Genomic DNA, 25584 nt, shown 5'->3' with positions numbered 1-25584 from the left:
GGTCCTCATGAAGGTGGGGGCCGGGCTACAGCCCGCTGCTCCGGGTCGGGGCGGTCGGTGTCGGCGCCGGCGGCGTCGAGGCGGACGGTGCGGTGACGGTCGGTGTCGGCGCGGTCGCCAGGATCACGGCGGACGCGGATCCGACGGGAGCACCGTACTCCCGTGCCCCGCTCATCCGGGCCGATGTGGGGGTATCGAACGACATGGTCGCCATCATGCCTATCACGACCGGCGCGATCACCAAACCGAACGCCCGGAAGCCGCGGCCGGGTACCAGTCGGGACGTCGACCGCGGCCTGGGCAGGTCCAGCGGGGTGACCGTCACCGGTGGCCGCGGCGGCGGCTCGCGGTGGTCGTCCTCGCCGTCGTCGGCCCGTTCCTGGGGCAGGGACGGCGGTCCGCCGTCCGGGTACTCGATCGGCGCCGGCTGCCGTCGCCAGTTCGGGTCGTGCCGCCGGCTGGCCAGCGCCAGGATCTGGCAGGCCGCGAGCGCGGCCCCGGTGGCGACGGTGACCTGGGGGTCGGCCTCGGCCGTGACCTCGGCCGCGCCGGGGAACCGGGCGGTGACCAGCTCCGTGACGAGCGGTATCCGGGCCGACCCACCGACCAGCAGGATGCCGTCGAGCTGCTCGGCGCGCAGGCCGACCAGCCGGATCGTCCGGTCCAGGGTGTCCACCGTCAGCTCCAGCGCCGGCCGGATCAGCTCCTCGAACTCGGCCCGGGTGAGGTGGACCTCCACCGGCCCCTGTGGAAGGTGGACCCGTACGTCGGTCTCGGTGGCGACGGTCAGGGTCTCCTTGGCCCGGGAGCACTCCACGGGCAGCCCGGACAGCGCCAGCCGTACCCGGGGGTCGCCGAGTTGACCGGCGCCGATCTGGTGGGCGATGGCGGCCCGGACATGGTCGACGAGCGCCTCGTCGAAGTCCACCCCGCCGAGCGGCTCGACCCCGGCGGCCGAGCCCAGCACCTGGAAGCCGGCCGGTTGGGCCCGGCGCACCACCGACATCTCGAAGCTGGTGCCGCCCAGCGCGTACACGGCCAGGGTGCGGCCGTTGAATCCCTGGAACGAGTGGCACTCGGCGGCGGTGACCGGCCTGGGGAGCAGGGTCACGTTGGTCAGGCCGATCTCCCAGAGCGCCTCGTGCAGCAGCCGCTTGCGGTACTGGCCCCAGCCCGCCGGGTGGGTCAGCACGATGTGCTCGGGGTGGGCACCCTCCTGCGCCAGGACCCGCTCGACCACCCACATCGCCAGGACCGCGGCGAGCGTCTGCGGCTTGCACGCCTCACCGGCCACGACCATCGGGACGTCGTCGCCGATCCGCCCGACGAAGCCCCGGGCGACCCGGCCGCCGTCGACCAGCAGGCCGTCGCGGGCGGGGTCACCGACCGTGAACGACCCGTTGGCGGCCACGTGCAGTACCGACGGGACGGCGGACGACTGTCCGTCGAGCCGGACGATCTCCGGGCGGCCCCAGGTCGGGCCCACGAGTCGGGAGACCGCGGCACTCGTGCAGGTACCGCCGATGTCGATACCGAGGACGTACGCCATCCGACCCACACCTCCACCGGACAGAAGGTTCTGCCGGACTCCCACCGGCGACGCTCGACCCTTTCCGGTGAAACCCGTGCTGGGCTCCCCTTTCGTACCAGACATGGGGGCGTACCCGGGACCCTAAATCTCGCCGCGGCCGATCCCCTAATCCCCTAACGCGAAAGGTGATCAGTGCCCCGGCGGCACGGGGGAACGAGGGGGGACGCGCCCCGATGTCCGGTGCCGCGGCCGGCCCATAGGTTTCTTCTCGGTCTGGAACAGCGCGTCCAGATCGACCCCCCGGCCACGCTGTTTCGAGGAGAGCCTCACATGATGGACCCCAACGCCGACGTGTCGGCGAACGCGAGCGTAGACGCCACGGCTCCGGCCGCGACCACCCTGCCGGCCGCGGCGCCGGCGGTGGAGGCACCCCAGACGCTGCACGACTTCGTGCTGAACCTGCTCGTCGACACCGACGCCAAGAACGCCTTCCTGCTCGACCCGCACGGGTGCCTGCAGCAGGCCGGGCTTGAGGGCCTGACCGTCGCCGACGTCCAGGACGTCCTGGCGCTCGTCGTGGACAGCCTCCCGGTGCAGGGCGTGCCGGCCATCGCCGACCTCGACACCCTGGAGATCGGTACGGCCACCAGCGAGCCGGCCGCCGTCGTCGCGCAGCTCCAGGCCGTGGTGCAGCACGTCACCCTGAGCAACACGCACAGCAACAACCTCGACGTGAACGTCCTGGGTGGGGTCACCTCGGCGGTCCTGCCGGTGGTCGGCGGGATCGGCGTCGGTGCCGGCGTGCTTCCGGGCGTGAGCGCCGCGGTCAGCAGCACCGGCGTGGCGGCCGACCTGTCCGGCGTGAACGACCTGGCCGGCACCCTCGACTCCGCCGTGCTCGGCACGGTCGGCAAGGAGGCCACCGGCGTGGTCGGGACCGCTGACGGTGTCGTGAGCGGCGCGACCGGCCTGGTCACCGGCCTGCCGGTGGTGGACGGCGTGCTCGGCACCGTCGGTGGCCTCGTCGGTAACGTGACCGGTCTGGTCGGTGGCACCGTCGGTGGTGTGCTCGGCGGCTCGCCGGTCGAGGGCGTGCTGGGCACGGTGGGCGGCCTGGTCAACGGGACCGTGGGTGGCACGGTGGACGGTCTGGTCGGCGGCCCGGTCCACGGCGTGCTGGGCACGGTGGACGGTCTGGTCGGCGGGACCGTGGGTGGCACGGTGGACGGTCTGGTCGGCGGGACCGTGGGTGGCACGGTCAACGGCCTGGTCGGCGGGACCGTGGGCGGCACGGTCAACGGCCTGGTCGGCGGCACCGTCAACAACGTGGTCGGCGGCACCGTCAACAACGTGGTCGGCGGCACGGTCAACGGCCTGGTCGGTGGCACGGTCAACAACCTCGTCGGTGGCACGGTCAACAACCTCGTCGGTGGCACCGTCGCCGGTACGGTCGACAACGTAGTCGGCGGGACCGTGGGTGGCACGGTGCACGGTCTGGTCGGTGGCACCGTCGCCGGTACGGTCGACAACGTGGTCGGCGGGACGGTCGGCGACACGGTGCACGGCGTGGTCGGCGGGACCGTGGGTGGCACGGTGGACGGTCTGGTCGGCGGCACGGTCGGCAGCACCGTGGGCGGCGTGACCGGCACCGACGGCCTGCTCGGCCACGGTGGCCTGGTCGGTGGCGTGACCGGCACGGTCGGCAGCACCGTGGGCGGCGTGACCGGCACCGACGGCCTGCTCGGCCACGACGGCCTGGTCGGTGGCGTGACCGGCACGGTCGGCAGCACCGTGGGCGGCGTGACCGGCACCGACGGCCTGCTCGGCCACGACGGCCTGCTCGGTGGCGTCACCGGCACCGTCGGCGGCACGCTGAACAGCGTGGGCGTGGGTAACGTCACCGGCGACCTCGGCGTGACCGGTACGGCTCACACCGACGCGACCGCGCACACCGACGCGTCGCAGCACGGCCTGCTCGACGGCCTGCTCTGAGCCCGAGATCCGGGGGGTACCCCACGGAGGCCGGACCCGCCAGCGGCGGGTCCGGCCTCCGACCCCGCTTAATGACTGCCCGCTTGATAATTACGGCGAAATCAGCACACTCATATCGGTGACGGCCCCTATCTGGCTCGACCTGCTCGATGAGACCACCCGGGTCTGCGCTGCGCACGGCCGCAGCGACCTGATCCAGTGGCTACAGCAGAAGCGGACCCAGTTGCTCGATCCACGGCTGCGCATCCTCGTGATCGGCGAGCCCAAGCAGGGCAAGAGCCAGCTCATCAACGCCCTGGTCAACGCGCCGGTCTGCGCTGTCGGTGACGGTGTTACCACGACCGTCCCGACGATCGTCCACCACGCCGAGGCGCCGACCGCCACCCTGGTCAGGACCCCGGTGCCGCGCCAGCGTCAGGGTGGCGGCGAGCTGCCCGCGCAGCCGCAGCGGCCGGAGCGGATCCCGGTCCCGATCGACCCGGCGACGGGGATCACCGGGCGGATCCCGCACCGGCCCGATGCGGCGTCGACGCACCTCGAGGTCGGAGTGCCGCGTGGACTGCTCGCGGCGGGGCTCATCTTCATCGACACCCCGGGCACCGACGGCCGGGACCCGGTGCGCGACGCCAGCATCTTCTCCGCCCTCGGCCGTGCCGACACCGTCCTGATGGTCTCGGACGCCACCCGGGAACTGTCCGTCAGCGAGCTGAACCTCCTGCTCCACGTGACCCAGTCGCACACCAACGTCGTCGTCGTCCTCAGCAAGATCGACCTGGCGCCGGACTGGCGGGCGGTGGCCGAGCGGAACCGGCACCACCTCGCCACCGCCGGAGCGACGGCGACGGTCATCCCGGTCTCGGCCTCGCTCCGGCTCCAGGCCGCCCGTACCAACGACGAAGCGATCAACGCCGAGTCCGGCTTCCCGGAGCTGATCGCGCGGCTGCTGGCCGACCATGGCGCCAAGAGCGACACGCTGGCCCGGACCAGCGTCGGGACGGTCGCGCGCACCGTCGTCGAGCAGCTCGCGGCGCCGCTGCGGGTCGAGCTCGCGGTCACCGTGTCGCCCCAGGTGTCCGGGCCGATCTCCCGCCTGCAGGAGGCCCAGCGCGCGGTCGACGACCTACGCCGGCGCACCACCAAGTGGCAGAACACGCTCAACGACGAGATGGCCGACCTCATCTCCGACATCGAGTACGACCTGCGCGACCGGACCCGCACGATCCTGCGCAAGGTCGACGAGGCGTTCGACACGGCCGATCCGCTGAGCGGCTGGGAGACGTTCCAGTCGTGGCTGGAGGAGAACCTGGTCGAGGCGGCGGAGGCGAACTTCGAGTGGATGGTCCAGCGGCTGGACTGGGTCACGCACCAGGTCGCCAGCAACTTCGCCACGTACGGGGCGGACGTGCTGCCGGGCTGGTCGGTCAAGGTGCCCGACGACCTGTCCGAGCGGGTACCCGCCATCGAGAAGCCCCAGATCGAGAAGTTCACGCCGACCCAGAAGGTCTTCACCGCCCTGCGCAGCTCGTACGGTGGCCTGCTGATGTTCGGCATGGCGACCACCCTGGCCGGGATGCCGCTGGTCAACCCCGTGTCGCTGGGCGCCGGTGCGATCTTCGGTAGCAAGGGCATCCTGGACGAGAGCAAGTCGCTGCTCAAGCGGCGCCAGGCAGCCGCGAAGACGGCGGCCCAGCGGCACGTCGACGACTTCTTCCTCCGGCTGAGCAAGGACACCCGGGACACCGCGCGGCAGGTACACCGGATGCTCCGGGACCACTTCGCCGCGCTCACCGAGGAGCTGCAGGCGGCCATCGTGGAGTCGTTCCGTACCGCCAAGCAGGCGGCCGACGCCGACGTGGCCGAGCGGGAGAAGCGGCACCAGCAGCTCGACCAGGCGATGAAGCGGCTGGCCATCCTGTTCGAGGAGGCGCAGGAGCTGACCGCCGGCCGGGGCGGGACGCTGCGCACCCGGTTGGAGGCCGCCCGGTGAGACCCGGGGCCGGGCTGGCCGAGTCGGTGTGGGAGCTGCTGCACCAGGCGCTGGACCTGTACCGCGACGACCGGCACGCCGCCGCCCGGCTGCACCACCACCTCAGCCGGTTCGACCAGCCGCTGCGCATCGCGGTCACCGGCTCCTGGCGGTCGGGCAAGTCGACGCTGGTGAACGCGATCATGGGCGAGGAGGTCGCGCCCGTCGAGATCGAGGACGGCCGGCAGGTCTTCACCTGGTACGAGGACGGCCCGTCCCCCGAGGTGATCGCCTACTCCGCCGACGGCGCGGCGCGGGAGCTGGCCGCCACCAGGTCGGCCAGCGGGATGCGGGTCGACCTCGGCGGCTGGCGGTCCGACCAGGTCGACGACATCGTCGTGAAGTGGCCGACCCGGGCACTCCGGCACATCACCCTCGTCGACACCCCCGCCGTCGCGCCGACCGGCGAGGACGGCGGTACGGCGTACGCGGACCGGCTCCTGCGCGACGCGGACGCCGTGCTCTACCTGACCCGCGACGCGCGCGGCACCGACCTGGAGTTCCTGCGGTCCCTCCAGGACTCCGGCGTGGCCCGGGCCGCGCCGGCCAACGTGATCCTGGTGCTGGCGCGCGCCGACGAGGTCGGCGGCGGCCGGGTCGACGCGCTCGTGACGGCCCGGCAGTTGGCCCGGCGCCGCCACCACGACCCGGGGGTCAGTTCCGTGTGCACGGCCGTGGTCGCGCTGGGTGGCCTCGTCGCCGTGGCCGGCCGGGTCCTGACCGAGTCGGACTTCGCCGCGCTCGCCGCGCTCGCGGCCACCCCGCGCGCGGAGCTGGACGCGTACCTGCTGTCGGCGGACCGGTTCGTCAGTGCCCAGTTCGCCGCGCCGGTCACCCCGGAGGTCCGGCGCGCGCTGCTCGACCGGCTGGGCATCTTCGGCGTCCGGCTGGCCACGACCCTGGCCCGTACCGGCTGTGACACCCGGGCCAAGCTGGCGGCGGAGCTGGTGCGGCGCAGCGGCCTGACCGAGCTGCGCGAGTGCATCGCCCGCCACTTCACCGACCGGTCGGACGTCCTCCGGGCACGGTCCGCGCTGCTGGCGCTGGAGTCGATCCTGCGTCAGCAGCCCCGGCCCGGTACGCCTGACCTGCTCGCCTGGGTGGAGTACCTCCTCGCCGGGGCACACGACTTCCGGGAGCTCCGCCTGCTCGCCGACCTACAGGACCCGCAGCTCGGGTTCGACACCGAGCTGACCGCGGAGGCGCAGCGCCTCGTCGGGGGCAACGGCACCGACCTCGCGACCCGGCTCGGCGCCGACCACCAGGCCGGCGGTGCCGAGCTGTGGGAACTGGGCTCCCAGGCGTTGGGCCGCTGGCAGAACCACGCCGAGGACCCACTGGCCAGCCTGGACCGCCGGCGGGCGGCCGCGGTGGTGGTACGCAGCTGTGAGGGCATCCTGGCGCAGCTGTCGGGGCACTGAGCCCGGTACCGGCCCGGGTCCCGACGGCCGGTCGCGTTGCCGGTCCGGTCGTGGGTGGCCGGACCCGCACCCGAGCGCAACCGATCCCGCACCCGACGGTGACCGCAACGGCAACCCCCGGCCGGTACACCTGTCGGGGTGGGAGAGTCGACAGCGTTCACCGGGCTGACCGACCGGCCCGGCGCACCGGGCGCCGGCCGAGCGGTGGCGCGCCGGCAGCGTCCGTGGTGGCGCCGGTACCTGCTGGTCGGCCTGGTGATCATGGCGGTCGCGCCCACCCTGCCCGAAACCGTCCGGCAGTGCCTGTACGGGGCCGTCGGCGCGTCGGCCCTCGCCACGCTGATCATCGGTGCGCGCTGGCACCGCCCCACCTTCCCGCGCCCCTGGCGGCTGTTCACCGCAGGGGTCGCCGTTTCCCTGGCGGCGGTGCTGTGGTGGGCGGTCGAGATGATCCTGCGAGGGCAGATCGGCTTCCCGTCCCCGGGTGACATCCTGTTCGTCAGCGCGTACCCGCTGATCACCGTGGCCCTGGCCACCTGGGTGCGCCGCGACCGCAGCCGGCCCGGCTACGAGAGCGTGGTCGACGCGGCCCTCGTGGTGTCCGGCCTGTTCGCCCTGAGCTGGACGTTCGTCATGGCTCCGATGGTGGCGCAGTGGTCGGTCATCGGAAGCCGGGTGGTCATGTACCTCGTCTACACCGGGGCGGACCTGCTCATCGTCGCGATGGCGGTCCGGCTCATCTTCAGCGCCCGGATCCGCACGCCGTCGTACCTGTTGATGGTCATGGCGGCGTTCACCATGCTCGTCGCCGACTGCGTCTACTACATCCTCACCGCGCACCACAACGGCGCCCTCGGCAGCAGCCTGGCCGCCCCGCTGTACATCCTGACGTACCTGTTCCTCGGCGCCGCGGCACTGCACCCCTCGATGGCCTGGTCGACCGGGATGATCGAGCGCAGCCAGCCGATCGCCTCGCCGCTGCGGATGGCGCTCTACGCCCTGCTGTCCCTGGTGGCGCCCGCCGCGTCGATCGGGATCGTGGTGGTCCGCGGCGCCGGCAGCCCGTCGGGCGCCCTGGTCATGCCGATGGTCTTCGCCGCCACCACCGCGGTCCTGCTGGTGGTACGGCTCGGGCTGCTCGCGCGGGTGGCACACCGGCGCGCCGCCGACCTCGACTCGCACGCCCTCGCCCTGAGCGCCGCGCTGCGTGAGCAGCAGGCGCTACGCGAGGAACTGACCCACCGGGCCCTGCACGACAGCCTCACCGGGCTGGGCAACCGGGCGCTGCTGCACGAGCGGCTCAAGGCCGTGACCGGCCGGCACGCGCTGGTACTGCTCGACCTCGACGGTTTCAAGGACGTCAACGACACGTACGGGCATCCGGTCGGCGACGTGCTGCTGGTCGAGGTGGCGCAGCGGCTGCGGTCGGCGGTGACCGACGGCGTACTGGTACGCCTCGGTGGCGACGAGTTCGCCCTCGTACTGGACGGGGTCGGCCCGGCCGGCGTCCAGGCGGTGGCCGAAGCGATGGTCGAGACGCTGCGCGAGCCGTTCGTGGCCGGCGACCGGGAGACCGCGTTGACCGGCAGCGTCGGCGTCCTCCTCACCGACGGGCCGCTGCCCGAGGGCGAGGCGCTGCGCCGCGCCGATCTCGCCCTCTACGCCGCCAAGGAGGCGGGCAAGAACCGGGTGGAGTGGTACGACCCGGCGCTGGCCGTCGAGCGCGACCGGCGTACCCGACTGGTCGCAGACCTGCGCCGCGCCCTGGCCGACGAGGAGTTCACCGTGCACTACCAGCCGGTGGTCGAGTTGGCCACCGGCACGATCACCTCGGTGGAGGCCCTGGTGCGCTGGATGCCGCCGGGCCGGCCGCCGGTCTCGCCGGCCGAGTTCATCCCGACCGCGGAGGAGAGCGGCCTGATCAACCAGCTCGGCGCCTGGGTGCTGTGCCGGGCGCTGCGCGACGCGCGGTCCTGGTACGAACAGTACGGCGTGTCCGTCGGGGTCAACGTGTCCGCGCGGCAGTTGGGTGAGCCCGGCCTCGCCGAGATGATCCTCGGTGAGCTGGCCGCCCAGCGGCTGCCCGGCTCGGCCCTCGTCGTGGAACTGACCGAGTCCATCCTGATCGCCGACGGCGGTGCCGAGTCGGTGGCCGTGCTGGAGATCCTCGACCGGCTCCGCGCGCACGGGGTACGCATCGCCGTCGACGACTTCGGCACCGGATACTCGTCCATGGCGTACCTGCGTACCCTGCCCGTCGACATCCTGAAGATCGACCGCGCGTTCGTGCAGGAGTCGGCCGGCGGCACCGACCCGGCGGCGTTCCTGCGGGCGATGGTCCAGATGGGTCGCAGCCTGCGGCTGCGCACCATCGCCGAGGCGGTGGAGACCCCGGCCCAGGCCACGCGGCTGCGGCAGGTGCACTGCACGCTGGCCCAGGGGTACTACTTCTCCCGGCCGATCGCCGCCGAGGAGCTGGACGCGCTGCTCGCGCGTACCGGGGGCCGGTTCGACGTCGCCGCCACCGCCGCTGCGGCCGCGTGATCGGGGCTGAGCGTTCCCGCGCCGGCCGGGTGAGCGGGGCTGGGCGGCCGCGCTGCGCTACCCGGTATCCGCTGTGGCGCTCCGGGCGGTAACCTGGCACCCGTCGGGCCGCTAGCTCAATGGCAGAGCTGCGGACTTTTAATCCGTAGGTTCAGGGTTCGAGTCCCTGGCGGCCCACCAGCATCTTGACCTGCGACTCTTCCAAGATCGATCGAGCATTGTGGGAACCGGGCAGGTGTCCACCCATCGACGACAGCACGGCGAGTGGCCTTCCGGATGCGGTTATCGGCGATGGGGTCGGTGCCGGAGGCGTTTCGTTTAGGACCCGACGTATGAGCGCAGAGGTCGTCGGCATGCACATGCCCGCTGTCGTGACGCTGGAATCGCGCGGTACGACGGCTACGCCGACGCGGGCCGGGTCTGCCGGGCGGACGAATCTCTCAGGACCCGACGTATCTCAGCCGCCTCCGGGGCCCGGCCGAGCTCGTCAAGATTGTTGGCGTACATCGTCAGGGACCACCGCAGTGGCTGATGGATCATCCACGGCAGGCCACCGGTCAGTGCCGTGTACCGCTCCAGGCTTTCCTGGATAGCGGCGTGTGCGTCCGACTGGCGGCCGAGTTCGCTCAGGCACAGGGCGCGATGGGCCAAGGCCATGGCCACGCCGGGTTCGAAGGCGACGGGGTTGGCTACGGCGAGCCGCCGGTAGATCCGGACCGTCAGGTCGGTGACCGCCAGGGCGGTCTCGGTCCGGCGGTTCGCGCGAAGGGCCACGCTGAGGCTGTGCATCAGCGCGGCCAGGTCGGGCAACCAGGTCTGCGGGTCGGCTACCGCCGACCGGTGCATGGTCGTAACCGCTTCGATCGCGGCGTGCAGCGCCTCCCTGCGTCGCCCGAGTCGCCACAGCACCTCCCCGAGGTTGTGCAGGTATCGCGCGAGGTTGGCGTCGGGATACGTGGTCGCGATGCGGCGGCGGATCTGGACGGCTTCCACGGCGGCGTCATGTGCCCGGTCAAGGTGGGTGTCATCAAATCTGATGCTGATGTTTGCCAGTTCTCTGGCGAGGTCGGGAGCAAACCTGGCCGGGTTCTCCCTGGCCAGCCGCCGATACAACTGGACGACCACCTTGCCGGCAGCCAACGCGTCTGCCTGCCGGCCCACCTGCATCAGGCTGACGCCGTAGCTGCCGAGGGCCGCCGCGAACCTGTCCGTGAACCTGACAGGGTCGGCGTCCATCAGTTTGCGGTAAAGGGCAACGGCCTGTTCGCCTGCCGCGAGGGCCTGCGGATAGAAGCCCGCATTGGACAGACGGAAGTCGAGGTTCTCGTACAGATACGCGCGTTCTGCCCGGTCCGTCGTCTGCGCCACTCGGGCTTCGGTGAGACGAATGGAAATTGCGGCGGCGGCGGTGTCGAGGTTGATGTGACGATTCTCGGGCAGGGCCGTTTCGACGGCCTCGAGCACGGCCATGGGGATGTCGGGCAGCTCGGCCAGGCGGGTCAACGCCGCGGCGCCGGCGGCCACGGCCAGGTGCGGATGCGAGACCAGCAGCGGGTACAAATGGCCGCCGCGTAGATGCGGCCAGCGTCGGGCGGCTTCGACCAGGACCGTCACGGCCGAGCCGGCCCACGGTAGGACGTCACCGGTGTCGCTGACGAGGAGCCGGTTCAGGGCGGTGGCGGTCCACGGGTCGGTCGGCTGGGCGTACGGGTGACCGGGCATGGTGAGGGCGATGAAGTCCTCGCCGAGCCGGTCGGGGTAGAGGGGTACCAGGACGTTGGCCCGATCGTTCGGCGGGTAGCAGCGGAGGTGATCGTCCAGGATGCGGTCGACGGCGGTCTCGTCGGGGTGGGGCCGGGTGCGGGCCAGCACCGCGCGGCCGGTGTCGTACGTGACCGGTCTGGTCAGGGTGCCCAGGTACACCGCGCGGGCCAGTACCTCCGGCGTGGTGCCCACATGAGCCGGGTCGTCGGCGGGCAGCGCATGCAGTCTCCGCCAGTACTCGCGTTCCCGGCCGAGCAGGTAGGTCGCCAGCCCTGTCCCGTCCTCGGGTGGCGTGGCGCCGCGGTGGCGGGCGTCCACGGCTGCCAGCGCGGCCATGTGGATCGTCAGCGTCAGTCCGAACGCCTCGTCGGTGAGGTTGGTCGGCGGGTCGATGGTGTCAGCCTCATCGATGTCGAAGATCTCGGCGAAGCTGTCGCGGGCCGTGGCGAACATCCTGGCGCGCTCGTCGACGTCCGGAGCGAGCGGTTCCAGCCGCATCGACGCGATGCCGACGTCCAGTTCGTCTCCGAGGTGGTACGACAGGGAGTCCCACCAGCTACCGGTAGACCGGGACAGCAGCAGGATCCGGGCGCGCCGGGCGGACGCCTGGTGACGGACGAGGGTCAACAGGCCGGCGGTGGTCCACCGCTCGGCGTAGTCGACCAGGATCAGCGTTCCGCTCTTGGCAGGGGCTGTCGACGGTCGCGCGTCGCCGTGCCCTCCGGCGGTCCCGGCGTGCGAGGGCGCGTCGTGGCGGGAGGCGACGCGCACCGTCCAGTCCGCCTTCACGGCCAGCTCCGCGAACCGGACCGCCAGTCGGGTCTTGCCCTGGCCGCCCTGACCATGGATCAGCATTACCGACGGGGCTGGATCCCGGTCGTCGCGCCACTGTGTCAGCTCGGCGAGCTCTGATTCGCGGCCGACGAACGGCACCACCTGGTGGTGGGCGGCCAGCAGCCAGCTCGGTTGCTGGCGCACCCGATGCAGCCGCACGGGCGCCGGCTTCCTGCGAAACGGTGCAAGCCGATATCGCTGGCCGGGATCGGCGGCCAGTCTGAACGCTGGGTCCCGGTAACGGCGCTGATCCTGCCGCAGCATCGCGAGGTCCGTTCCCATCTGCCGATGCCAGGTCCGCCACGGCTTGAGATCCGGCTCGCCGTCACCACCGGTGTACCGGTGGCAGGCCCGGACGATCGCCTCGACGTGATCCCACTCCGGTGTGGTTTTACCGCTCAGCTTGTCCTGGATCGTGCTGTGCGAGCAAGGAAGGCCAACTTTGCGGGTGAGCGTCGCGAGTGTCCGCACCGAGGGTCCACCGGAATCCACCCGGAGTTGTCGTAGCCGCGCGGCGAAAACCGCCACCGGGTCGTCCCCGGTCGGGTCGCCAACTCCCACATCGGACACTCTGCAAATGTAGCTTTCGGACCGCCACAACTTAGGTGTACGGAATTCGTCCACGTAGATCGCCGGACACCACTGCTGCCCGGTTTCCTGGGTTCATCCAGCTCGTGAGGGGGATCCATGAACGCCTGGCTCATCGGCAGCCTCGTCACCGCCGTCGTGACCGTCATCCCAGGCCTGGTCTGGCGCGCCGTCTGGCTCGCCGGGTTGTACCGCGTCCTCCGGGACACCCGGCCCGCCGAGCGCCCGGAAATCCTGCAGGTCTACCTCGGCTCCCCGATCGAACAGCGGGACCCTCCGCACTCTGCCGCCGGCGGTCCTTCGTAGATCCTGGTAATTCCGGAGCCGCCGGCTAGGAACGCGGACCATTCGCCTGCGGAGAAGATCAGCGCCGGGCCGGTCGGGTTCTTGCTGTCACGCACGGCCACCCTGTTGCCGAGATCGACCACCTCGACGCACTGTCCCTGGCCCGGTGGCACGTCTGGAGGAGGCCGTTGTCATGAGTACCCTGCGGGGCCACTGCCCCGGGCTGTCCCAACCGGGCGCGAGGGCAGTGGTGATGCTCCTCGTCACGGTGGCGTCCGGGTGCACCCCGGCCGACCGTTCGGACCAGCGGACACGGCCCCCGGCCGTTTCCAGCTCGTCGCCCGTGGCCGGCCCGTCCCCGTCCGGCCGCTACCTCGTCGCTCCGCCCCGACTGTCCTGTGAGGATGCGGCTACCGGAGTCACGACCCCCTCGGCCAACCTGCGTCGGTTCAACGGGTTGGCATCGGACGGCTGGCCGGAATCGGTCCGACAACCGACCGCGAACGCCGACGGCGACCGGGCGACGTTCTGGAAGGCATTCCTGTATGTCACCGCGGACGCGGCGCGATGGACCACGGTCACGGTTGCCCAGCCCACCACCGCAAGCCTGTACTACGTACCGTTCCCGTACTGGAGTTCCGCCTCCACCGACACCACCCTCGGCACCGAGGACCCGGCGTCCGGGCGGCGGGCGATCACCTTCGAATCGTGCCCTCAGCAGCCGCTCGGCTACACCGGCGGCGTGACGACGCGCGAACCGGCATGCGTTGTCCTGACCGTCCACGCGGACGGTCGTCAGGACGCGACTGTCCGGTTGCCCCTCGGCGTGCCCTGCTGAACCACCTCTGTAGCGGCCGATGACGGTCGCTGCCGCGGCGAGCAGGAGGACCCGGGATCTCCAGGTGGATGTCATGAGGCACGCCTCGTCTATCGGACCCGAACGTTCGCCGAACGCGCTGCGGCTCGGTGGCTCCAGCTGAACGGGCATGGCGGGGCGACGACAACGCCTCGGGTCGTACCGGGCAGTCCCGCACGACCCGACCTGGGCGTACGGGTTGTACGGAGTTGATTGACCGGTCGCCGTACGCCTGTCGGACAACGCCCACGGTGACTAGACATTCAGGGGACCACGCCCCGGCGGTGGCCGGAGCGGTGGCAACCGGCAACACCGCGTACCGGCCGTGCGTCCCTCGACGCGCGGCTGTTCGACCCCTGAAGGAGACCAGATGAAGCTCGGCCGTACCGCGCAACGACTCGTCAGGATCGGCGCCCTGGCCACCCTCGGCACGGCGGCGTCGCTGGCCGCCGTGACGGCCCCGGCATACGCGGAGTCGGCGCCCGGCTGTTCGAGCACCGTCCAGATCGGAAGTACGTCCTACATCACCGTCGGCGGCAGCACCTTCGCCTCGGTCAAGCAGTTCAAGGGCTGCAACAAGAACTGGGCGTACGTGTATGTCTGGTCGAGCTACCGGTCGTCGCACAGCCACTGGGAGGCGTGCGCGGCGGTCGGCAACGTCGACAACAGCGCGCTCGAGGGCACGAAGTGCAACTACAGCAACCCGGTGGAGGTCTGGTCGAGCGGCACGAACACCCTCTCCAATTGCACCCAGGCGATCGGCTGGATCCCGGACGGCGCCTCGGCGCGTACCGACATCCGCTGCTGAGCAGCGAGAGGAGTACCGATGAACAAGCTTGCCGGGCTGGCGGCAACGGGGGCCGCGGTTACCGCCGTGCTGGCGGGCACCGCCGTGCCAGCCGCAGCGGCGACCAACCCGTACACCCCGCAGGGGGTCTGCGGCTCCGGGTACTCGATCATCGACCACCACGTCCTGTCCTGGGGCGGGACCGTGTACCTGCTCTACAACTCGGGTAACGGGTACAACTGCGTGGCCACGATCAAGAGCGCGTACGTGGGCACGCCGACGTTCACCTGGGCTTCGTTCGACCTGTCCGAGTCGCCGTTCACCACCTACCAGGATCAGGACGACTACAAGTACTACGCCGTCGCCAAGGGGTACGCCCGCGGCTACTGCATCCGGTGGGGCGGCGGCACGTACGCCAGCAGCAGCCAGGAAGGTCGCTGGCAGTCACCCAGTGGGACGCACTGCGGCTGAGGAGCATCCCCGTGCCGGTACGACCGGTGCTCGGCCGAGCGTGACGACCGGAGGGTAGGGGTCCGCGATCGGCTGGGCACCGTCGACCCGGTACGGGCCCACCGGCTCGTACCGGGTCGATGCGGGTGGGCTTGTCCGGCTTGCCGGTCGTCGTCGGTCGTCGTCGGTCGTCGTCGGTACGACAACCGCGAGGTTCCCGCGGGACGGTGAGGGCGCGTCGCGGTGAACCGGGACGGTCTCGGCGGACACCTCCGCCGATGACGGCGGCGGCTAATAGCAGCGGTCCGAACGTCTTGGCGATTGTCATGGCCACGTCCGACTCCTCGATACGGGTTGCGGGTCAGTGCGCCGCCGGATCGGTCGGCGGCGGGTGAACCCAGGCCACCTGTACGACCTGCGGTCCGGCGAGATATCGGGGCGTATGGAACCGCACCCTGCGGGTCCGGCCCTGGAAACAGCGGTGGTGATCAGCGGGATACCTCGCCACTGTTGTCGTACGTCCGCCGGCGTCCTTCGTGTTCATCGGAGTCGGACGGTATGGAATTGTTCCGTACGCCTGCCGCCGTTGTGGGCAGGTGCTCTCTCCCGGTTCATTGTCGGCTGAGAAACTCACGCCTGTTCGCAGGACAGTTACTTAAGCACACCGGCGCAGTAACGCTGGTACTCGCGATAGTGGCCGGCAATGCCGTCGCCGCCAGCGCCGCCGCGCCCCGGTGGAAGCACTGGAATTTCCGCTTCGAGACCACGAATGGGCATCCGGGTGGGCAGTCGGAAGAATCTCCTGGAAACCCGACGGTGCGACAAAAAGGCGAAGCGGCGCGGTCTCGCCGTGATGGACCGTACGCCTTCCGCGGTGCTGACCATGTTACCCACCCGGCACGTCCGTGATTTGCGCGTCCTGCTCTGCCTGAAATGAGGCAATGACACGTTCCGGTTCTGTGACACGAGAGGGTCGGTGTGATGGTAAGCAGGTTGTTCCAACTGTTCGGCCTGGTGCTCATCGTCGGCGCCGGATTCACCATGGTGGCCTTCGTTCAGCATGACACCGCTGCGCGCGCCGCCGAATCGGACAAGACCGGCCCGCACCGGATCCGGCCGCTCATTCCGGCAGGTGCCTTCCGTGGCCAGCGCCAAACGGGGCCACACCGATGGCGCGGCCGTCGTGCGGCGGCGGTGTGACACCAGGAAGAAGACGCAGAAGTTCGAGCTCCAGGCGATACCGGACGAGGGTAATCCGTTCATCTACCTGTTCCGACCCATGTAGCAGGTCGGTTGGCGCCGGCAGGTGAATGGCGACCCGCTCGCACGGGAAAAGATGATCGTCCAGCGACGCCGCGCGGGTGGATTCGACCAGATGTTCATCGTGACCTGCGGAGTCCCGCCGACCGGAGCCGGACACAGTCCTGCCCGGTATTTTCCGGCAAATGCCGCAATATCGCCGGAGCCGGTAAGTGCTCCGGCACCACGCTTGCGCCCCGGGACTGTAGCGCTAGAGATCAGTTGAACATGCGGTTCGTGGTTGCATGATTCGGACCGGCCGGTCGCCTCCACTCGGCGCGTCCGGCCGGGCGAGGGCGTCGGACCAGCGGCGCCCGGCGCGCCCGGAGTCGCCTCCGGCGCGGCCCCTACCGCCTCCGGTGTGCCCGGTACCGCGAGCGGGTGATTGTGGGCGACCGGAGCGGGGTGGGCGGGCGCGTCGGGGCGCTCCGGCCGGGAATGATCGGCTACGGTCGGCCGGACTCGATCATCCTCGGACAGTGTCGGACGCCTTCGGACGTCCGGGAAGGGCCACTGTGACCACACCCGACCTGTCAGACCTCGAGCCCCGCCCGGACGCCGTGACCAGCGTCGCCGAGCTTGGTCGAGAGCTGGGCAAGTTACGTCGCTGGATGGGTCGGCCATCGTTCCGGGTGATGGAAGCGCGCTGTGAAAACGATTCTGTCCGCCTGCCGAGAGCGACGGCGTCCGATGCCGAACGCGGTCGCCATCTTCCCCGGATGGAAATTGTCGTGGCGTTCGTCCGGGCCTGTGGCGTGCACCGGGAAGAAGACGTCGAGCTTTGGCGGATGGCCTGGCGGCGGGCTGCCGCGAATCACGAGTACCGCGAACGGCAGGCACCGCCTCCGGAGTCCGATTCGTGGCCGGCTGATATTTCCGAACAATTGACCGGGCGGTCCTCCGCGCCGGCGTCCGAACCGCTGGTCACTGAGTCGCTGGTGACCGGACCACGCGAGGCCGGATCACCCCTGATCGAATCACCCGCGGCCGAATCGCCGGCCGTGCCAGGGGTGGCGGTACTGGCGGGAATGGGCAACATGGAACTGGTGGCTCTGCTGGCCACCCTGTCCGACGAAGCCGCCATCGCGGCTCTCGGTGAACTTCCCGATGACCGGGTCACCGCGGTGCTCGCCGCGTTACCGGCCGAACGTGTCGTCGCATTGATGGCGGTGCTGCCGACGGACCGGATGGCGGCGATCCTGGCGGGAATGCCGGCGAACCGGGCAGCCGCGACGTTGCTCGCCATGATGCCGCCGCCGGGAGCCGCCGCGGTTCTCGCCGGAATGCCCGACGAATGGGCGGCCGGGGTATTGGCGGTCATGCCGGCCGACCATCGGGCGGCGAAGATTCTGGCCGGTGTGCCGGCAGAACGCACGGCCATGTTGTTGGCCGGCATGCCGGCCCACCGGGCCGCGCGGATCATTGCCGGAATGGGCGCCGGTACGGCTACCGCGCGGGTATTGGCACTGGTTTCGGTCGATTGGGCCGCACGGGCGCTGACCATCATGCCGGACACGCAGGCGGCGGCCCTGCTGGGCCAGATTCCGGAAAGTCGGGTTGCGGAGATTCTGGCGAACATGGCACCTGACCGGGTCGCCGGCGTCGTGGCGGCGTCCGACTCCGGCAACCACTGGCCGGTCACCTCGGCAACCACTGGCCGGTCACCGTGAAAATCGGTGACCGTCCGGTCCCGGAAACCACTGACCGGTCGCTATGGAGAAACCGGTGAGCGGCCGGGGTCGGAGGTCGGCGGCCGGGTTCCGCGGATACCCGGAGCGGCCTCGTTAGGCCCGGTCGTCCGGCGGGTACGCCGGTGGAATGGCGAGGAAAACGGAGATCGAGCGCAAATATGAGGTGCCTGCCGATTTTGCCGTACCCGACCTCACCGGGATACCCGGCGTCATCGTCGTGGACGAACCGGCCGAGCACCGGTTGGACGCCGTCTACTACGACACGCCGGGGCTGCTGCTCGCCGCGGAGCGGGTGACGCTGCGCCGGCGTACCGGTGGTCACGACGCCGGCTGGCACCTCAAGCGGCCCGCCACGGGTGGCGACCGGACAGAGCTCCACCTTCCACTCGACGGCCATGGTCGTGAGGTGCCGCCCGCCGTACAGGACGAGGTGCGGGCGCTCAGCCGCGGTGAGCCGCTCGTGCCGGTCGCCCGGATCCGTACCCGACGCCGTGAGCGCCCGCTCCGCGCCGCCGACGGGACCGTCCTCGCGCTGATCGCCGACGACCTGGTCACCAGCGAGCCGGTCGGGCGGACAGCGCCGGCGCAGCGTTGGCGCGAGGTGGAGGTCGAACTGGCCGACGGTGGGCGGGACGTGCTGGACGCCGTCGACGAGGTACTGCGGTCGGCCGGCGCCCTACCGGCCAGGTCACCGTCCAAACTCGCCCGCGCACTGTCCGGGCCGACGGGTGCGCCGTCCGAGACACCCGACCGGCCCGAGGTGCTCGACCGGCCCGAGGCATCCGGGACAGCCGAGCCGTCCGGACCGGTCGGTTCCGGCGCTCGGGCGCTCAACGCGTACCTTCGCCGGCAGTACGACGCGATCCTGGACACCGACGAAGCCGTGCGTCGGGGCGACCCCGAAGCCGTACACGACATGCGGGTGGCCATCCGGCGACTGCGCAGTACCCTGCGGACCTTCCGCCCGCTGTTCGACCCTGTGCATGCCGGGCGGCTGCGCGACGAACTCCGGTGGCTGGGCGGGCTTCTCGGGGATGTCCGCGACGGTGACGTGGTGGACGGGCGGCTGGCCGTCGCGGTCGCCGCGGAGCCGCCCGAGCTGGTCGCCGGCCCGGTGGCCGCCCGGATCCACGGGCGGCTGGCCGCGCGTACCGCCGACGCCCGTACCCGGCTGGCCGACGCGCTCGGCGGTCCCCGGTACGCGGCGCTGCTGGACACCCTGAACGGCCTCGCGGAGACCGCCCCACCGGGGCGGGTGCCCCGGAAGCGGCTGCGGCGCCGGGCCCGCAAGGCGGTCCGCCGCGCCGACCGCTACCTGGACACCGCCCTGGCAGCCGCGGACACCGCTGCCACCGGCACGCCGGACACCGCTGCCACCGGCACGCCGGTCACCGCCGACGCCACCGCGGCAGCGGACACGGCCACCGGCGGTGACCGGGAGACCCGCCTGCACGACGCCCGCAGGGCGTACAAGCGGGCCCGTTACGCCGTGGAGGTGCTCGCCCCGCTGTCGGGTAGGCCGGCGCGTCGCCTGGCCGACCGGCTGACCGTCCTCCAGGACCTGCTCGGCGGATACCGCGACACCGTCGCCAGCATGGAGCTGCTGCGCGAGTACGGGATGCGCGCACACCTCGACGGCGAGAACGCCTTCACGTACGGGCTGCTCTACGCCCGTGAGCAGGCGGTCGGCGAGCGCCGCCTGGAGCGTCTCGGCGACGCCCGGGCGCGGGCCCGCCGGCCGAAGGTGCGCCGCTGGCTGGAGTCCTAAGCGGGACGGCCAGGGTCATCTGCCCCGGCGGCCTCGCCGGGCCCGGATGTAGTCGTTCACGACGTACCGGCCCAGGTCCTGCGCGTCAGGCGTGAACACCCGGCCACCGCTGCGGCGGGCGACCGCGTCGACGAACCGGCGCAGGCCGGGGTCCTCGCCCAGCATGAACAGGTTGAGCGTCGCGCCGTACCGGGTCAGCTCGTCCACTTCCGACACCGTCGCGTACACGGTCTCGCGCAACGGCGGCCAGGAGAACACCGCCTCTCCGTCGTCGAGCAGGTGCGCGGTCGGCTCGCCGTCGGTGACGACGAGGACGACCGGCTCGGACCCGGGGTGGCGGCGCAGGTGCCGGCCGGCGAGCTTCAGCGCGTGCTGGAGGTTGGTGCCCTGCACCATGTCCGGCTCGATGGCGGCCAGTTCCTCCTGAGACAACCGCATCGCGTACCGGCCGAAGCCGACGATCTGCAGCGCGTCCTGCGGGAACCGGGTGGCGACCAGGTGCGACAGCGCGAGCGCGGTCTGCTTCATCGGCCCCCACCGCCCTTCGGAGATCATCGAGAACGACAGGTCGACGCAGAGCGCGACCGCCGCCGACGCCCGCCGCTCGGTCTCGACGACCTCGAAGTCCTCCACCGCGAGGGCCACCGGGGTCGCCGGCCCGGCGCGGCGGACCGCGTTGGCGACCGTGCGGACCACGTCGAGCGGCTGCTCGTCGCCGTACTCCCAGCGCCGCGACGCGCCGGTGATCTCCCCGGCGGCGCCGGCCGAGCGCAGGTCGTGCTGCCCGCGCCGGCCGCTGTCGAGCTGGGAGAAGACGGTACGCAGGGCGGTGCCGCCGAGCCGGCGCAGTGCCTTCGGGCTGAGCGTGAGCCCGTCGGCGCCCCGGTTGACCCAGCCCTGCCGGCGCAGTTCGCGTTCCAGCTCCTGCAACCGGCGTACGTCGTCGCCCGAGCCCCGGCCCAGGGCCCGCTCCACGGCCTCGACGTCCACGTCGTCGAGGGTCGCACCGGGGTGCTCCTGGCCGAGCTGGTCGAGCAGGTCGTCGAGGTCGGCGATCTCCTCCAACGCCCCGGTCGCCTCCCCGTACCCGAGGTCGTCCGCGCCGCGGACCTGCTCGCGGCGCGCCCACGGCAGGTCGGGGCGCAGCGCGCGCAGGTTACCCGTCAGCGCCGCCATCTCGGCGGCCAGGTCGGCGTCCCCGAGCGCCTGGGCCATGAGCTGCCCCAGCTCCTCGCGCTGCTGCGCCGACAACGACCGCATCAGCCGCTCGCCGGCCGCGGCGCGCCGGGCCAGCGCGTCGACCAGTTCGTCGACGTTCTCCGGGTTCTCCGGGAAGAACTCGCCGTGCCGGTTCATGAACTCGCGGAACGCGTCGTCGGTGTCCTCGCCGCGGGCGTGCCGGGCCAGCAGGTCGTTGAGGTCACCCATCATGTCCTTGAGCCGCTGGTTGGCCTGCGGGTCGGACATCCCGCGCAGCGCCTCGCGCATCCCGGCGAACCGCTGCTCCAGGACGTCCCGGCGCAGACCCTCCAGGATCTGCTGGTACGCCTGCCGGGCTTCGGCACTGGCCCAGTCGTACTCCGACAGCTCCTCCACCGCGCGGGCGGTGGAGCGGGGCAGGTTGTCGAGCATCGCCTCGGCGAACCGGGCCTCGTCGTCGTCGCGGCGGCCCAGCTCCTCCCGCTCGGCCGCGAGCGCCTGGTCGAGCAGCGCCCGCGCCCGGGTGACCGCGCCGTCCAGGTTGCCGCGCCGCATCGCCTCCCGCCGCAGCCGGCGTGCCCGGGCGGCCAGGTCGTCCAGGCCACGGCCACCCTGCGGGCCGCGGCGCAGCAGGTTGCGCAGCGCCTCCCGCAGGCTGCCGCCGGCGAGGACCTCGTTGCCGACCTCGTCGACGGCGGCCCGCACGTCGTAGGGCGGCGCGAGCGGGTCGGGCCCGCCGCGCCAGGCTCCGTACCGGTACCGGTTGGATGCCATCCTCAGACTCCGTACACGGTCCGGCCGTCGTCGGTGAGGTCCTTCGACAGCCGGCGGGTCAGGTGCAGGCCCTCCAGGACGAACTCGACGCCGGCCGCCGCCTCACCGCGGGTCGGCGCGTCGCCGAGGCCGAGCCGCTCCAGGACCTTCGCCAGTCCCGGTACGGTGCCGACCTGGCGCAGCAGTTCGTCGGCGCTGACCAGCTCCCCGGTTTCGACGACGTCGCCGTCGGCGACCAGGGTGGTGAAGCCGGACAGGTCCAGCCCGGCCAGCCGGGCGTGGAACGTCTCGGCGGTCGCGGTACGCAGCAGGTGGGCGAGGATCTCGACCTCCCGGCCCTCCTCGCCGCTTTCGAACTCGACCTTGCCGCGCAGGGTGCTGGTCACCGACACGGTGTCGCAGACCCGGGCGACGGGTTCGCTCTCCCCGCGCAGCCCGGACCGGCGCAGCGCGGAGGCGGCGACGGTCTCGGCGGCGGCGATCGCGAACCGGGCCGACACGCCGGAGCGGGCGTCGACCGACGGCGACTCACGGACCGAGCGGGTGAACCGGGCCAGGATCTCCAGGACGTGGTCGGGCAGCGCCGCGACGAGTTGGGCCTCCTGGCGGATCAGGTCCAGCTCCAGGTCGAGGTCGAGCGGGTAGTGGGTGCGGATCTCGGCGCCGAACCGGTCCTTGAGCGGGGTGATGATCCGGCCGCGGTTGGTGTAGTCCTCCGGGTTTGCGCTGGCGACCAGCAGCAGGTCCAGCGGCAGGCGCAGCTGGTACCCGCGGATCTGGACGTCGCGCTCCTCCAGCACGTTGAGCAGCGACACCTGGATGCGCTCGGCGAGGTCGGGCAGCTCGTTGACGGCGAAGATGCCCCGGTTGGTGCGCGGTACGAGGCCGAAGTGGATTGTCTCCGGGTCGCCGAGGGTACGGCCCTGGGCCACCCGGATCGGGTCGACGTCGCCGATCAGGTCGCCGACGCTGGTGTCCGGCGTGGCGAGCTTCTCGCCGTACCGCATGGACCGGTGCAGCCATCCGACCGGTAGCTCGTCACCGGCCTCGGCGGCCTGCCGGATCGACGCCGGGGTGATCGGATGGAACGGGTGCTCGTTGAGCTCCGAGCCGGCGATCACCGGGGTCCACTCGTCGAGCAGGGTGACCAGTGAGCGCATCACGCGGGTCTTGCCCTGTCCGCGCTCACCGAGCAGGACGAAGTCGTGGCCGGCGAGCAGGGCGCGCTCCAGCTCCGGTAGCACGGTGTCGGAGTACCCGACGACGCCGGGAAATCTCGGCGCGCCGTCGCGCAGCCGGGCGATCAGGTTGTCCCGCAGCTCCTGCTTGACGCTGCGGTACCGGTGGCCGCTCGCGCGCAACTCGCCGAGCGTGCGCGGCAGGTCGGACGGTGGGGTGGGCACAGCCGTTTCTGTCACGCATCGACGCTAGCTCGCGATCACTCGTCCTTCCCATGATCAGGGAGATGGCGGACCTGATTTTTGTACACGTCCGGGACACCGTCGTGGTCGTGGTCGGCGCTCTCGGCCTCGGCCAGCCGGCGGTAGGTCCGGTTGCGCAGCCGGAGCACCACCGTGGCCAGCAGGGCGGCGGTGACCGAGCCGGTGAGGACGGCGACCTTGACGTGGTCGGCACGGACGCTGTCGGTGCCGTACGCGAGCTCGTCGATGAGCAGCGAGACGGTGAACCCGATGCCGGCCAGGACCGACAGGCCGAACACGTCCACCCAGGCCAGATCGGTGTCGAGGCGGGCCCGGGTGAACCGGGCGACTCCAAACGTGGCCGAGAGGACCCCGACCGCCTTGCCGACCACCAGGCCGGTGAAGGCGCCCAGCGCCACCGGGTCGTGGAAGGCGCGGACGAACCCGGACAGCCCGCCGATCGTGACCCCGGCGGACAGGAACGCGAACACCGGGACGGCCACCCCGGACGACAGCGGCCGCCACCGGTGCTCGAAGTGCTCCGCGAGTCCGGGGCCGGCGTCCGGGCCGCCCGCCGCCTCGCTGCGGATCACCGGGACGGTGAAGCCCAGCACCACCCCGGCGACGGTGGCGTGGATGCCGGAGGCGTGCACCAGCCCCCACGCCAGCACGGCCAGTGGCAGCAGCAGCCACGCCGACCGGACCCGCCGCTGTACCAGCAGCGCGAACAGCCCGATCGGCACGACCGCCAGCAGCAGCGGTACGACTGCCAGGTGCGTGGTGTAGAAGACCGCGATGATCAGGATGGCGATGAGATCGTCGACCACGGCCAGGGTGAGCAGGAAGGTCCGCAACGCCGACGGTAGGTGGGTGCCGATGACGGCGAGGACGGCCAGGGCGAACGCGATGTCGGTCGCGGTGGGGACCGCCCAGCCGCGCAGCGCGCCGGCCCCGCCATCCCGCGCGATCAGGGTGAACAGGACGGCCGGCAGGATCACCCCGCCGACGGCGGCCATGACCGGGACCGCGGCCCGCCGGGGATCCCGCAGGTCACCTGCGACGAACTCGCGCTTGAGCTCCAGCCCCGCGATGAAGAAGAAGACCGCGAGCAGCCCGTCGGCGGCCCAGCTGGTCAGTGTCAGGTCCAGGTGCAGCGCGTGCGGGCCGACCCGGATGTCCCGCAGCGCGTGGTACGAGCCCGACCAGGGCGAGTTCGCCCAGATCAGTGCGCACGCCGTGGCGACCAGCAGGAGCAGCCCGCCGATGGTCTCCTCGCGGAGGATCTCGGCGATGCGGCTCGCCTCCGGCCACGAACCGCGGGCGAATAGGCGGAACGGGCCGCGGCCGGTGTCCGGTGTGCGGGTGCTGGATCCGGTGTCCGGCATTCGGGCTCTCCTCGGCATGGGTCGGTCCACGAACCGCCGACCAGACTTCCCGGCACACCTGCGACCACCCTACCTGTCGCAATGCCCCCGTTTCTGATAGAGGGTCGGTCTCACCCCCGGGACGGGCTTCGCCGGTCGTGGGCGCCGGTAGGGTACGCCGCATGCCCCGACGTGCCCCTCGCCACGACCACGACGCCGGCGGCGACGCGGACCTGCTCGCCGCCAAGGCCGGCCTGCGCGAAGAGGTGTGGGCGGCGCTGACCGCCGCGCGGGTCGCCCGGTTCCCCGGCGCGGCCGGCCGCATCTCCAACTTCGTGGGCGCCGAGGCCGCCGCCGAGCTGCTGCGGGCCAGGCCGGAGTGGCGGGCCGCCGGGACACTCAAGGCCAACCCGGACTCGGCGCAGCTTCCGGTACGCCAGCGGGCGCTCGAGGACGGCAAGACCGTCTACATGGCCGTACCGCGCCTGGCCGAGCCCGACCCGTTCTTCCTGCTCGACCCGGACCACCTCGCCGACCCGCCGCGCAGGGCGGCCTCGATCAGCGGCGCGACCCGGTCGGCGCGGCGGGTGGCGGTGGCCGACCTGTCCCCGGTCGACCTGGTCGTCACCGGGTGCGTGGCCGTCGGCGAGGACGGGGCGCGGCTGGGCAAGGGTGGCGGCTTCGCCGACCTGGAGTACGCCCTCGCCGCGGCGGCCGGGCTGATCGGCCCGCGGACGCTGGTCGTGACCACGGTCCACGAACTCCAGGTACGGCCGGCCGGAGCGATCCCGACGACGGCCCACGACGTACCCGTGGATCTGGTCGTGACACCCGAGCGGGTGATCGACTGTAGGGGGTCGCGAGGACCCCGGCCCGAGGGCGGGATCCGCTGGTCGGAGCTGACCGGCGAGAAGATCGCCGCCATCCCGCTGCTCGCCGCCCTGCGCCCTGACCGCCCTGCTTGATCGTCACAGTTTCCGGGAAACCGT

18 protein-coding genes and 1 tRNA gene are annotated in these 25584 nt (G+C 71.7%); 13 read left to right on the top strand and 6 right to left on the bottom strand.

The features are described from left to right. Window positions 1-25: 25 nt before the first annotated feature. Window positions 26-1549 carry an Hsp70 family protein gene (locus ACNTMW_RS23185; RefSeq protein WP_426635867.1) on the bottom strand — a complete coding sequence of 508 codons (1524 nt, stop codon included), beginning with the start codon at window positions 1547-1549 and terminating at the stop codon, window positions 26-28. 312 nt (window positions 1550-1861) lie between these two features. Between ACNTMW_RS23185 and ACNTMW_RS23180 the strand changes: the two genes are divergently transcribed. The 5 genes from ACNTMW_RS23180 to ACNTMW_RS23160 all read left to right on the top strand — a co-directional run bounded on the left by ACNTMW_RS23180 (window position 1862) and on the right by ACNTMW_RS23160 (window position 9694). Further along, window positions 1862-3523: an IniB N-terminal domain-containing protein gene (locus ACNTMW_RS23180; protein ID WP_426635866.1), complete on the top strand. Its 1662-nt coding sequence runs from the start codon at window positions 1862-1864 to the stop codon at window positions 3521-3523. 118 nt (window positions 3524-3641) lie between these two features. After that, a complete protein-coding gene (locus ACNTMW_RS23175; protein ID WP_426635865.1) occupies window positions 3642-5510 on the top strand; it encodes a dynamin family protein in 1869 nt (622 codons plus the stop codon). Continuing rightward, entirely contained in the window at window positions 5507-6970 is a 1464-nt protein-coding gene (locus tag ACNTMW_RS23170) for a dynamin family protein (RefSeq protein ID WP_426635864.1), read from the top strand. Before ACNTMW_RS23175 ends, ACNTMW_RS23170 begins: the two co-directional genes overlap by 4 nt. Window positions 6971-7108: 138 nt before the next feature. Next, the gene (locus tag ACNTMW_RS23165) at window positions 7109-9514 is read left to right on the top strand and encodes a putative bifunctional diguanylate cyclase/phosphodiesterase (protein ID WP_426635863.1); all 2406 of its coding nucleotides are present in this window, start codon (window positions 7109-7111) and stop codon (window positions 9512-9514) included. 105 nt (window positions 9515-9619) lie between these two features. Then, window positions 9620-9694 (top strand) — tRNA-Lys (locus ACNTMW_RS23160). 219 nt (window positions 9695-9913) lie between these two features. On the opposite strand, the gene ACNTMW_RS23155 is transcribed toward ACNTMW_RS23160, so the two are convergent. Next, a complete protein-coding gene (locus ACNTMW_RS23155) occupies window positions 9914-12271 on the bottom strand; it encodes an ATP-binding protein (RefSeq protein ID WP_426635862.1) in 2358 nt (785 codons plus the stop codon). A gap of 528 nt (window positions 12272-12799) precedes the next feature. On the opposite strand from ACNTMW_RS23155, the gene ACNTMW_RS23150 reads away from it, so the two are divergent. After that, entirely contained in the window at window positions 12800-13006 is a 207-nt protein-coding gene (locus ACNTMW_RS23150; RefSeq protein WP_426635895.1) for a hypothetical protein, read from the top strand. Here the strand turns inward: ACNTMW_RS23150 and ACNTMW_RS23145 are convergent. Then, the gene (locus ACNTMW_RS23145; RefSeq protein ID WP_426635861.1) at window positions 12943-13158 is read right to left on the bottom strand and encodes a DUF397 domain-containing protein; all 216 of its coding nucleotides are present in this window, start codon (window positions 13156-13158) and stop codon (window positions 12943-12945) included. The genes ACNTMW_RS23150 and ACNTMW_RS23145 overlap by 64 nt on opposite strands. Before the next feature lie 20 nt (window positions 13159-13178). Here ACNTMW_RS23145 and ACNTMW_RS23140 point away from each other — a divergent pair, with 20 nt between their 5' ends. From ACNTMW_RS23140 to ACNTMW_RS23115, 6 genes are all read left to right on the top strand, one after another. Next, window positions 13179-13823, top strand: a complete 645-nt coding sequence (locus tag ACNTMW_RS23140; RefSeq protein WP_426635860.1) for a hypothetical protein — start codon at window positions 13179-13181, stop codon at window positions 13821-13823. A 388-nt stretch (window positions 13824-14211) separates the two neighbouring features. Beyond that, entirely contained in the window at window positions 14212-14649 is a 438-nt protein-coding gene (locus ACNTMW_RS23135) for a hypothetical protein (RefSeq protein ID WP_426635859.1), read from the top strand. A gap of 18 nt (window positions 14650-14667) precedes the next feature. After that, a complete protein-coding gene (locus ACNTMW_RS23130; protein ID WP_426635858.1) occupies window positions 14668-15099 on the top strand; it encodes a hypothetical protein in 432 nt (143 codons plus the stop codon). A gap of 972 nt (window positions 15100-16071) precedes the next feature. Then, window positions 16072-16278 carry a hypothetical protein gene (locus ACNTMW_RS23125; RefSeq protein ID WP_426635857.1) on the top strand — a complete coding sequence of 69 codons (207 nt, stop codon included), beginning with the start codon at window positions 16072-16074 and terminating at the stop codon, window positions 16276-16278. 614 nt (window positions 16279-16892) lie between these two features. Continuing rightward, window positions 16893-18047 (top strand): magnesium transporter MgtE N-terminal domain-containing protein, encoded by a 1155-nt coding sequence (locus ACNTMW_RS23120; RefSeq protein WP_426635856.1) that lies wholly within the window; start codon window positions 16893-16895, stop codon window positions 18045-18047. A 148-nt stretch (window positions 18048-18195) separates the two neighbouring features. Continuing rightward, window positions 18196-19836: a CYTH and CHAD domain-containing protein gene (locus tag ACNTMW_RS23115; RefSeq protein WP_426635855.1), complete on the top strand. Its 1641-nt coding sequence runs from the start codon at window positions 18196-18198 to the stop codon at window positions 19834-19836. A 15-nt stretch (window positions 19837-19851) separates the two neighbouring features. Here ACNTMW_RS23115 and ACNTMW_RS23110 read toward each other — a convergent pair whose 3' ends face one another. The 3 genes from ACNTMW_RS23110 to nhaA are packed head-to-tail and all read right to left on the bottom strand — an operon-like array spanning window position 19852 to window position 24616. Next, window positions 19852-21810, bottom strand: a complete 1959-nt coding sequence (locus tag ACNTMW_RS23110) for a hypothetical protein (protein ID WP_426635854.1) — start codon at window positions 21808-21810, stop codon at window positions 19852-19854. Window positions 21811-21812: 2 nt separating this feature from the next. Then, the gene (locus ACNTMW_RS23105; RefSeq protein ID WP_426635853.1) at window positions 21813-23228 is read right to left on the bottom strand and encodes an AAA family ATPase; all 1416 of its coding nucleotides are present in this window, start codon (window positions 23226-23228) and stop codon (window positions 21813-21815) included. 20 nt (window positions 23229-23248) lie between these two features. Further along, entirely contained in the window at window positions 23249-24616 is a 1368-nt protein-coding gene (nhaA, locus tag ACNTMW_RS23100) for a Na+/H+ antiporter NhaA (RefSeq protein ID WP_426635852.1), read from the bottom strand. 161 nt (window positions 24617-24777) lie between these two features. Here nhaA and ACNTMW_RS23095 point away from each other — a divergent pair, with 161 nt between their 5' ends. Next, entirely contained in the window at window positions 24778-25560 is a 783-nt protein-coding gene (locus ACNTMW_RS23095; protein WP_426635851.1) for a 5-formyltetrahydrofolate cyclo-ligase, read from the top strand. The last annotated feature ends 24 nt before the right edge of the window (window positions 25561-25584 follow it).

The sequence above is a fragment of the Planosporangium spinosum genome (assembly GCF_049999945.1).
Lineage (GTDB): Bacteria > Actinomycetota > Actinomycetes > Mycobacteriales > Micromonosporaceae > Planosporangium > Planosporangium spinosum.
Note: the sequence above shows the minus strand (reverse complement) of the source record. Positions and strands in the feature narration are given on the sequence as shown.

What these genes read in the sequence shown, in the direction of transcription:
- ACNTMW_RS23185 (WP_426635867.1), bottom strand. Translation starts at nt 1,549, where the DNA reads ATGGCGTACGTCCTCGGTATCGACATCGGCGGTACCTGCACGAGTGCC.
- ACNTMW_RS23180 (WP_426635866.1), top strand. Translation starts at nt 1,862, where the DNA reads ATGATGGACCCCAACGCCGACGTGTCGGCGAACGCGAGCGTAGACGCC.
- ACNTMW_RS23150 (WP_426635895.1), top strand. Translation starts at nt 12,800, where the DNA reads ATGAACGCCTGGCTCATCGGCAGCCTCGTCACCGCCGTCGTGACCGTC.
- ACNTMW_RS23140 (WP_426635860.1), top strand. Translation starts at nt 13,179, where the DNA reads ATGAGTACCCTGCGGGGCCACTGCCCCGGGCTGTCCCAACCGGGCGCG.
- ACNTMW_RS23135 (WP_426635859.1), top strand. Translation starts at nt 14,212, where the DNA reads ATGAAGCTCGGCCGTACCGCGCAACGACTCGTCAGGATCGGCGCCCTG.
- ACNTMW_RS23130 (WP_426635858.1), top strand. Translation starts at nt 14,668, where the DNA reads ATGAACAAGCTTGCCGGGCTGGCGGCAACGGGGGCCGCGGTTACCGCC.
- ACNTMW_RS23115 (WP_426635855.1), top strand. Translation starts at nt 18,196, where the DNA reads ATGGCGAGGAAAACGGAGATCGAGCGCAAATATGAGGTGCCTGCCGAT.
- ACNTMW_RS23110 (WP_426635854.1), bottom strand. Translation starts at nt 21,810, where the DNA reads ATGGCATCCAACCGGTACCGGTACGGAGCCTGGCGCGGCGGGCCCGAC.
- nhaA (WP_426635852.1), bottom strand. Translation starts at nt 24,616, where the DNA reads ATGCCGGACACCGGATCCAGCACCCGCACACCGGACACCGGCCGCGGC.
- ACNTMW_RS23095 (WP_426635851.1), top strand. Translation starts at nt 24,778, where the DNA reads ATGCCCCGACGTGCCCCTCGCCACGACCACGACGCCGGCGGCGACGCG.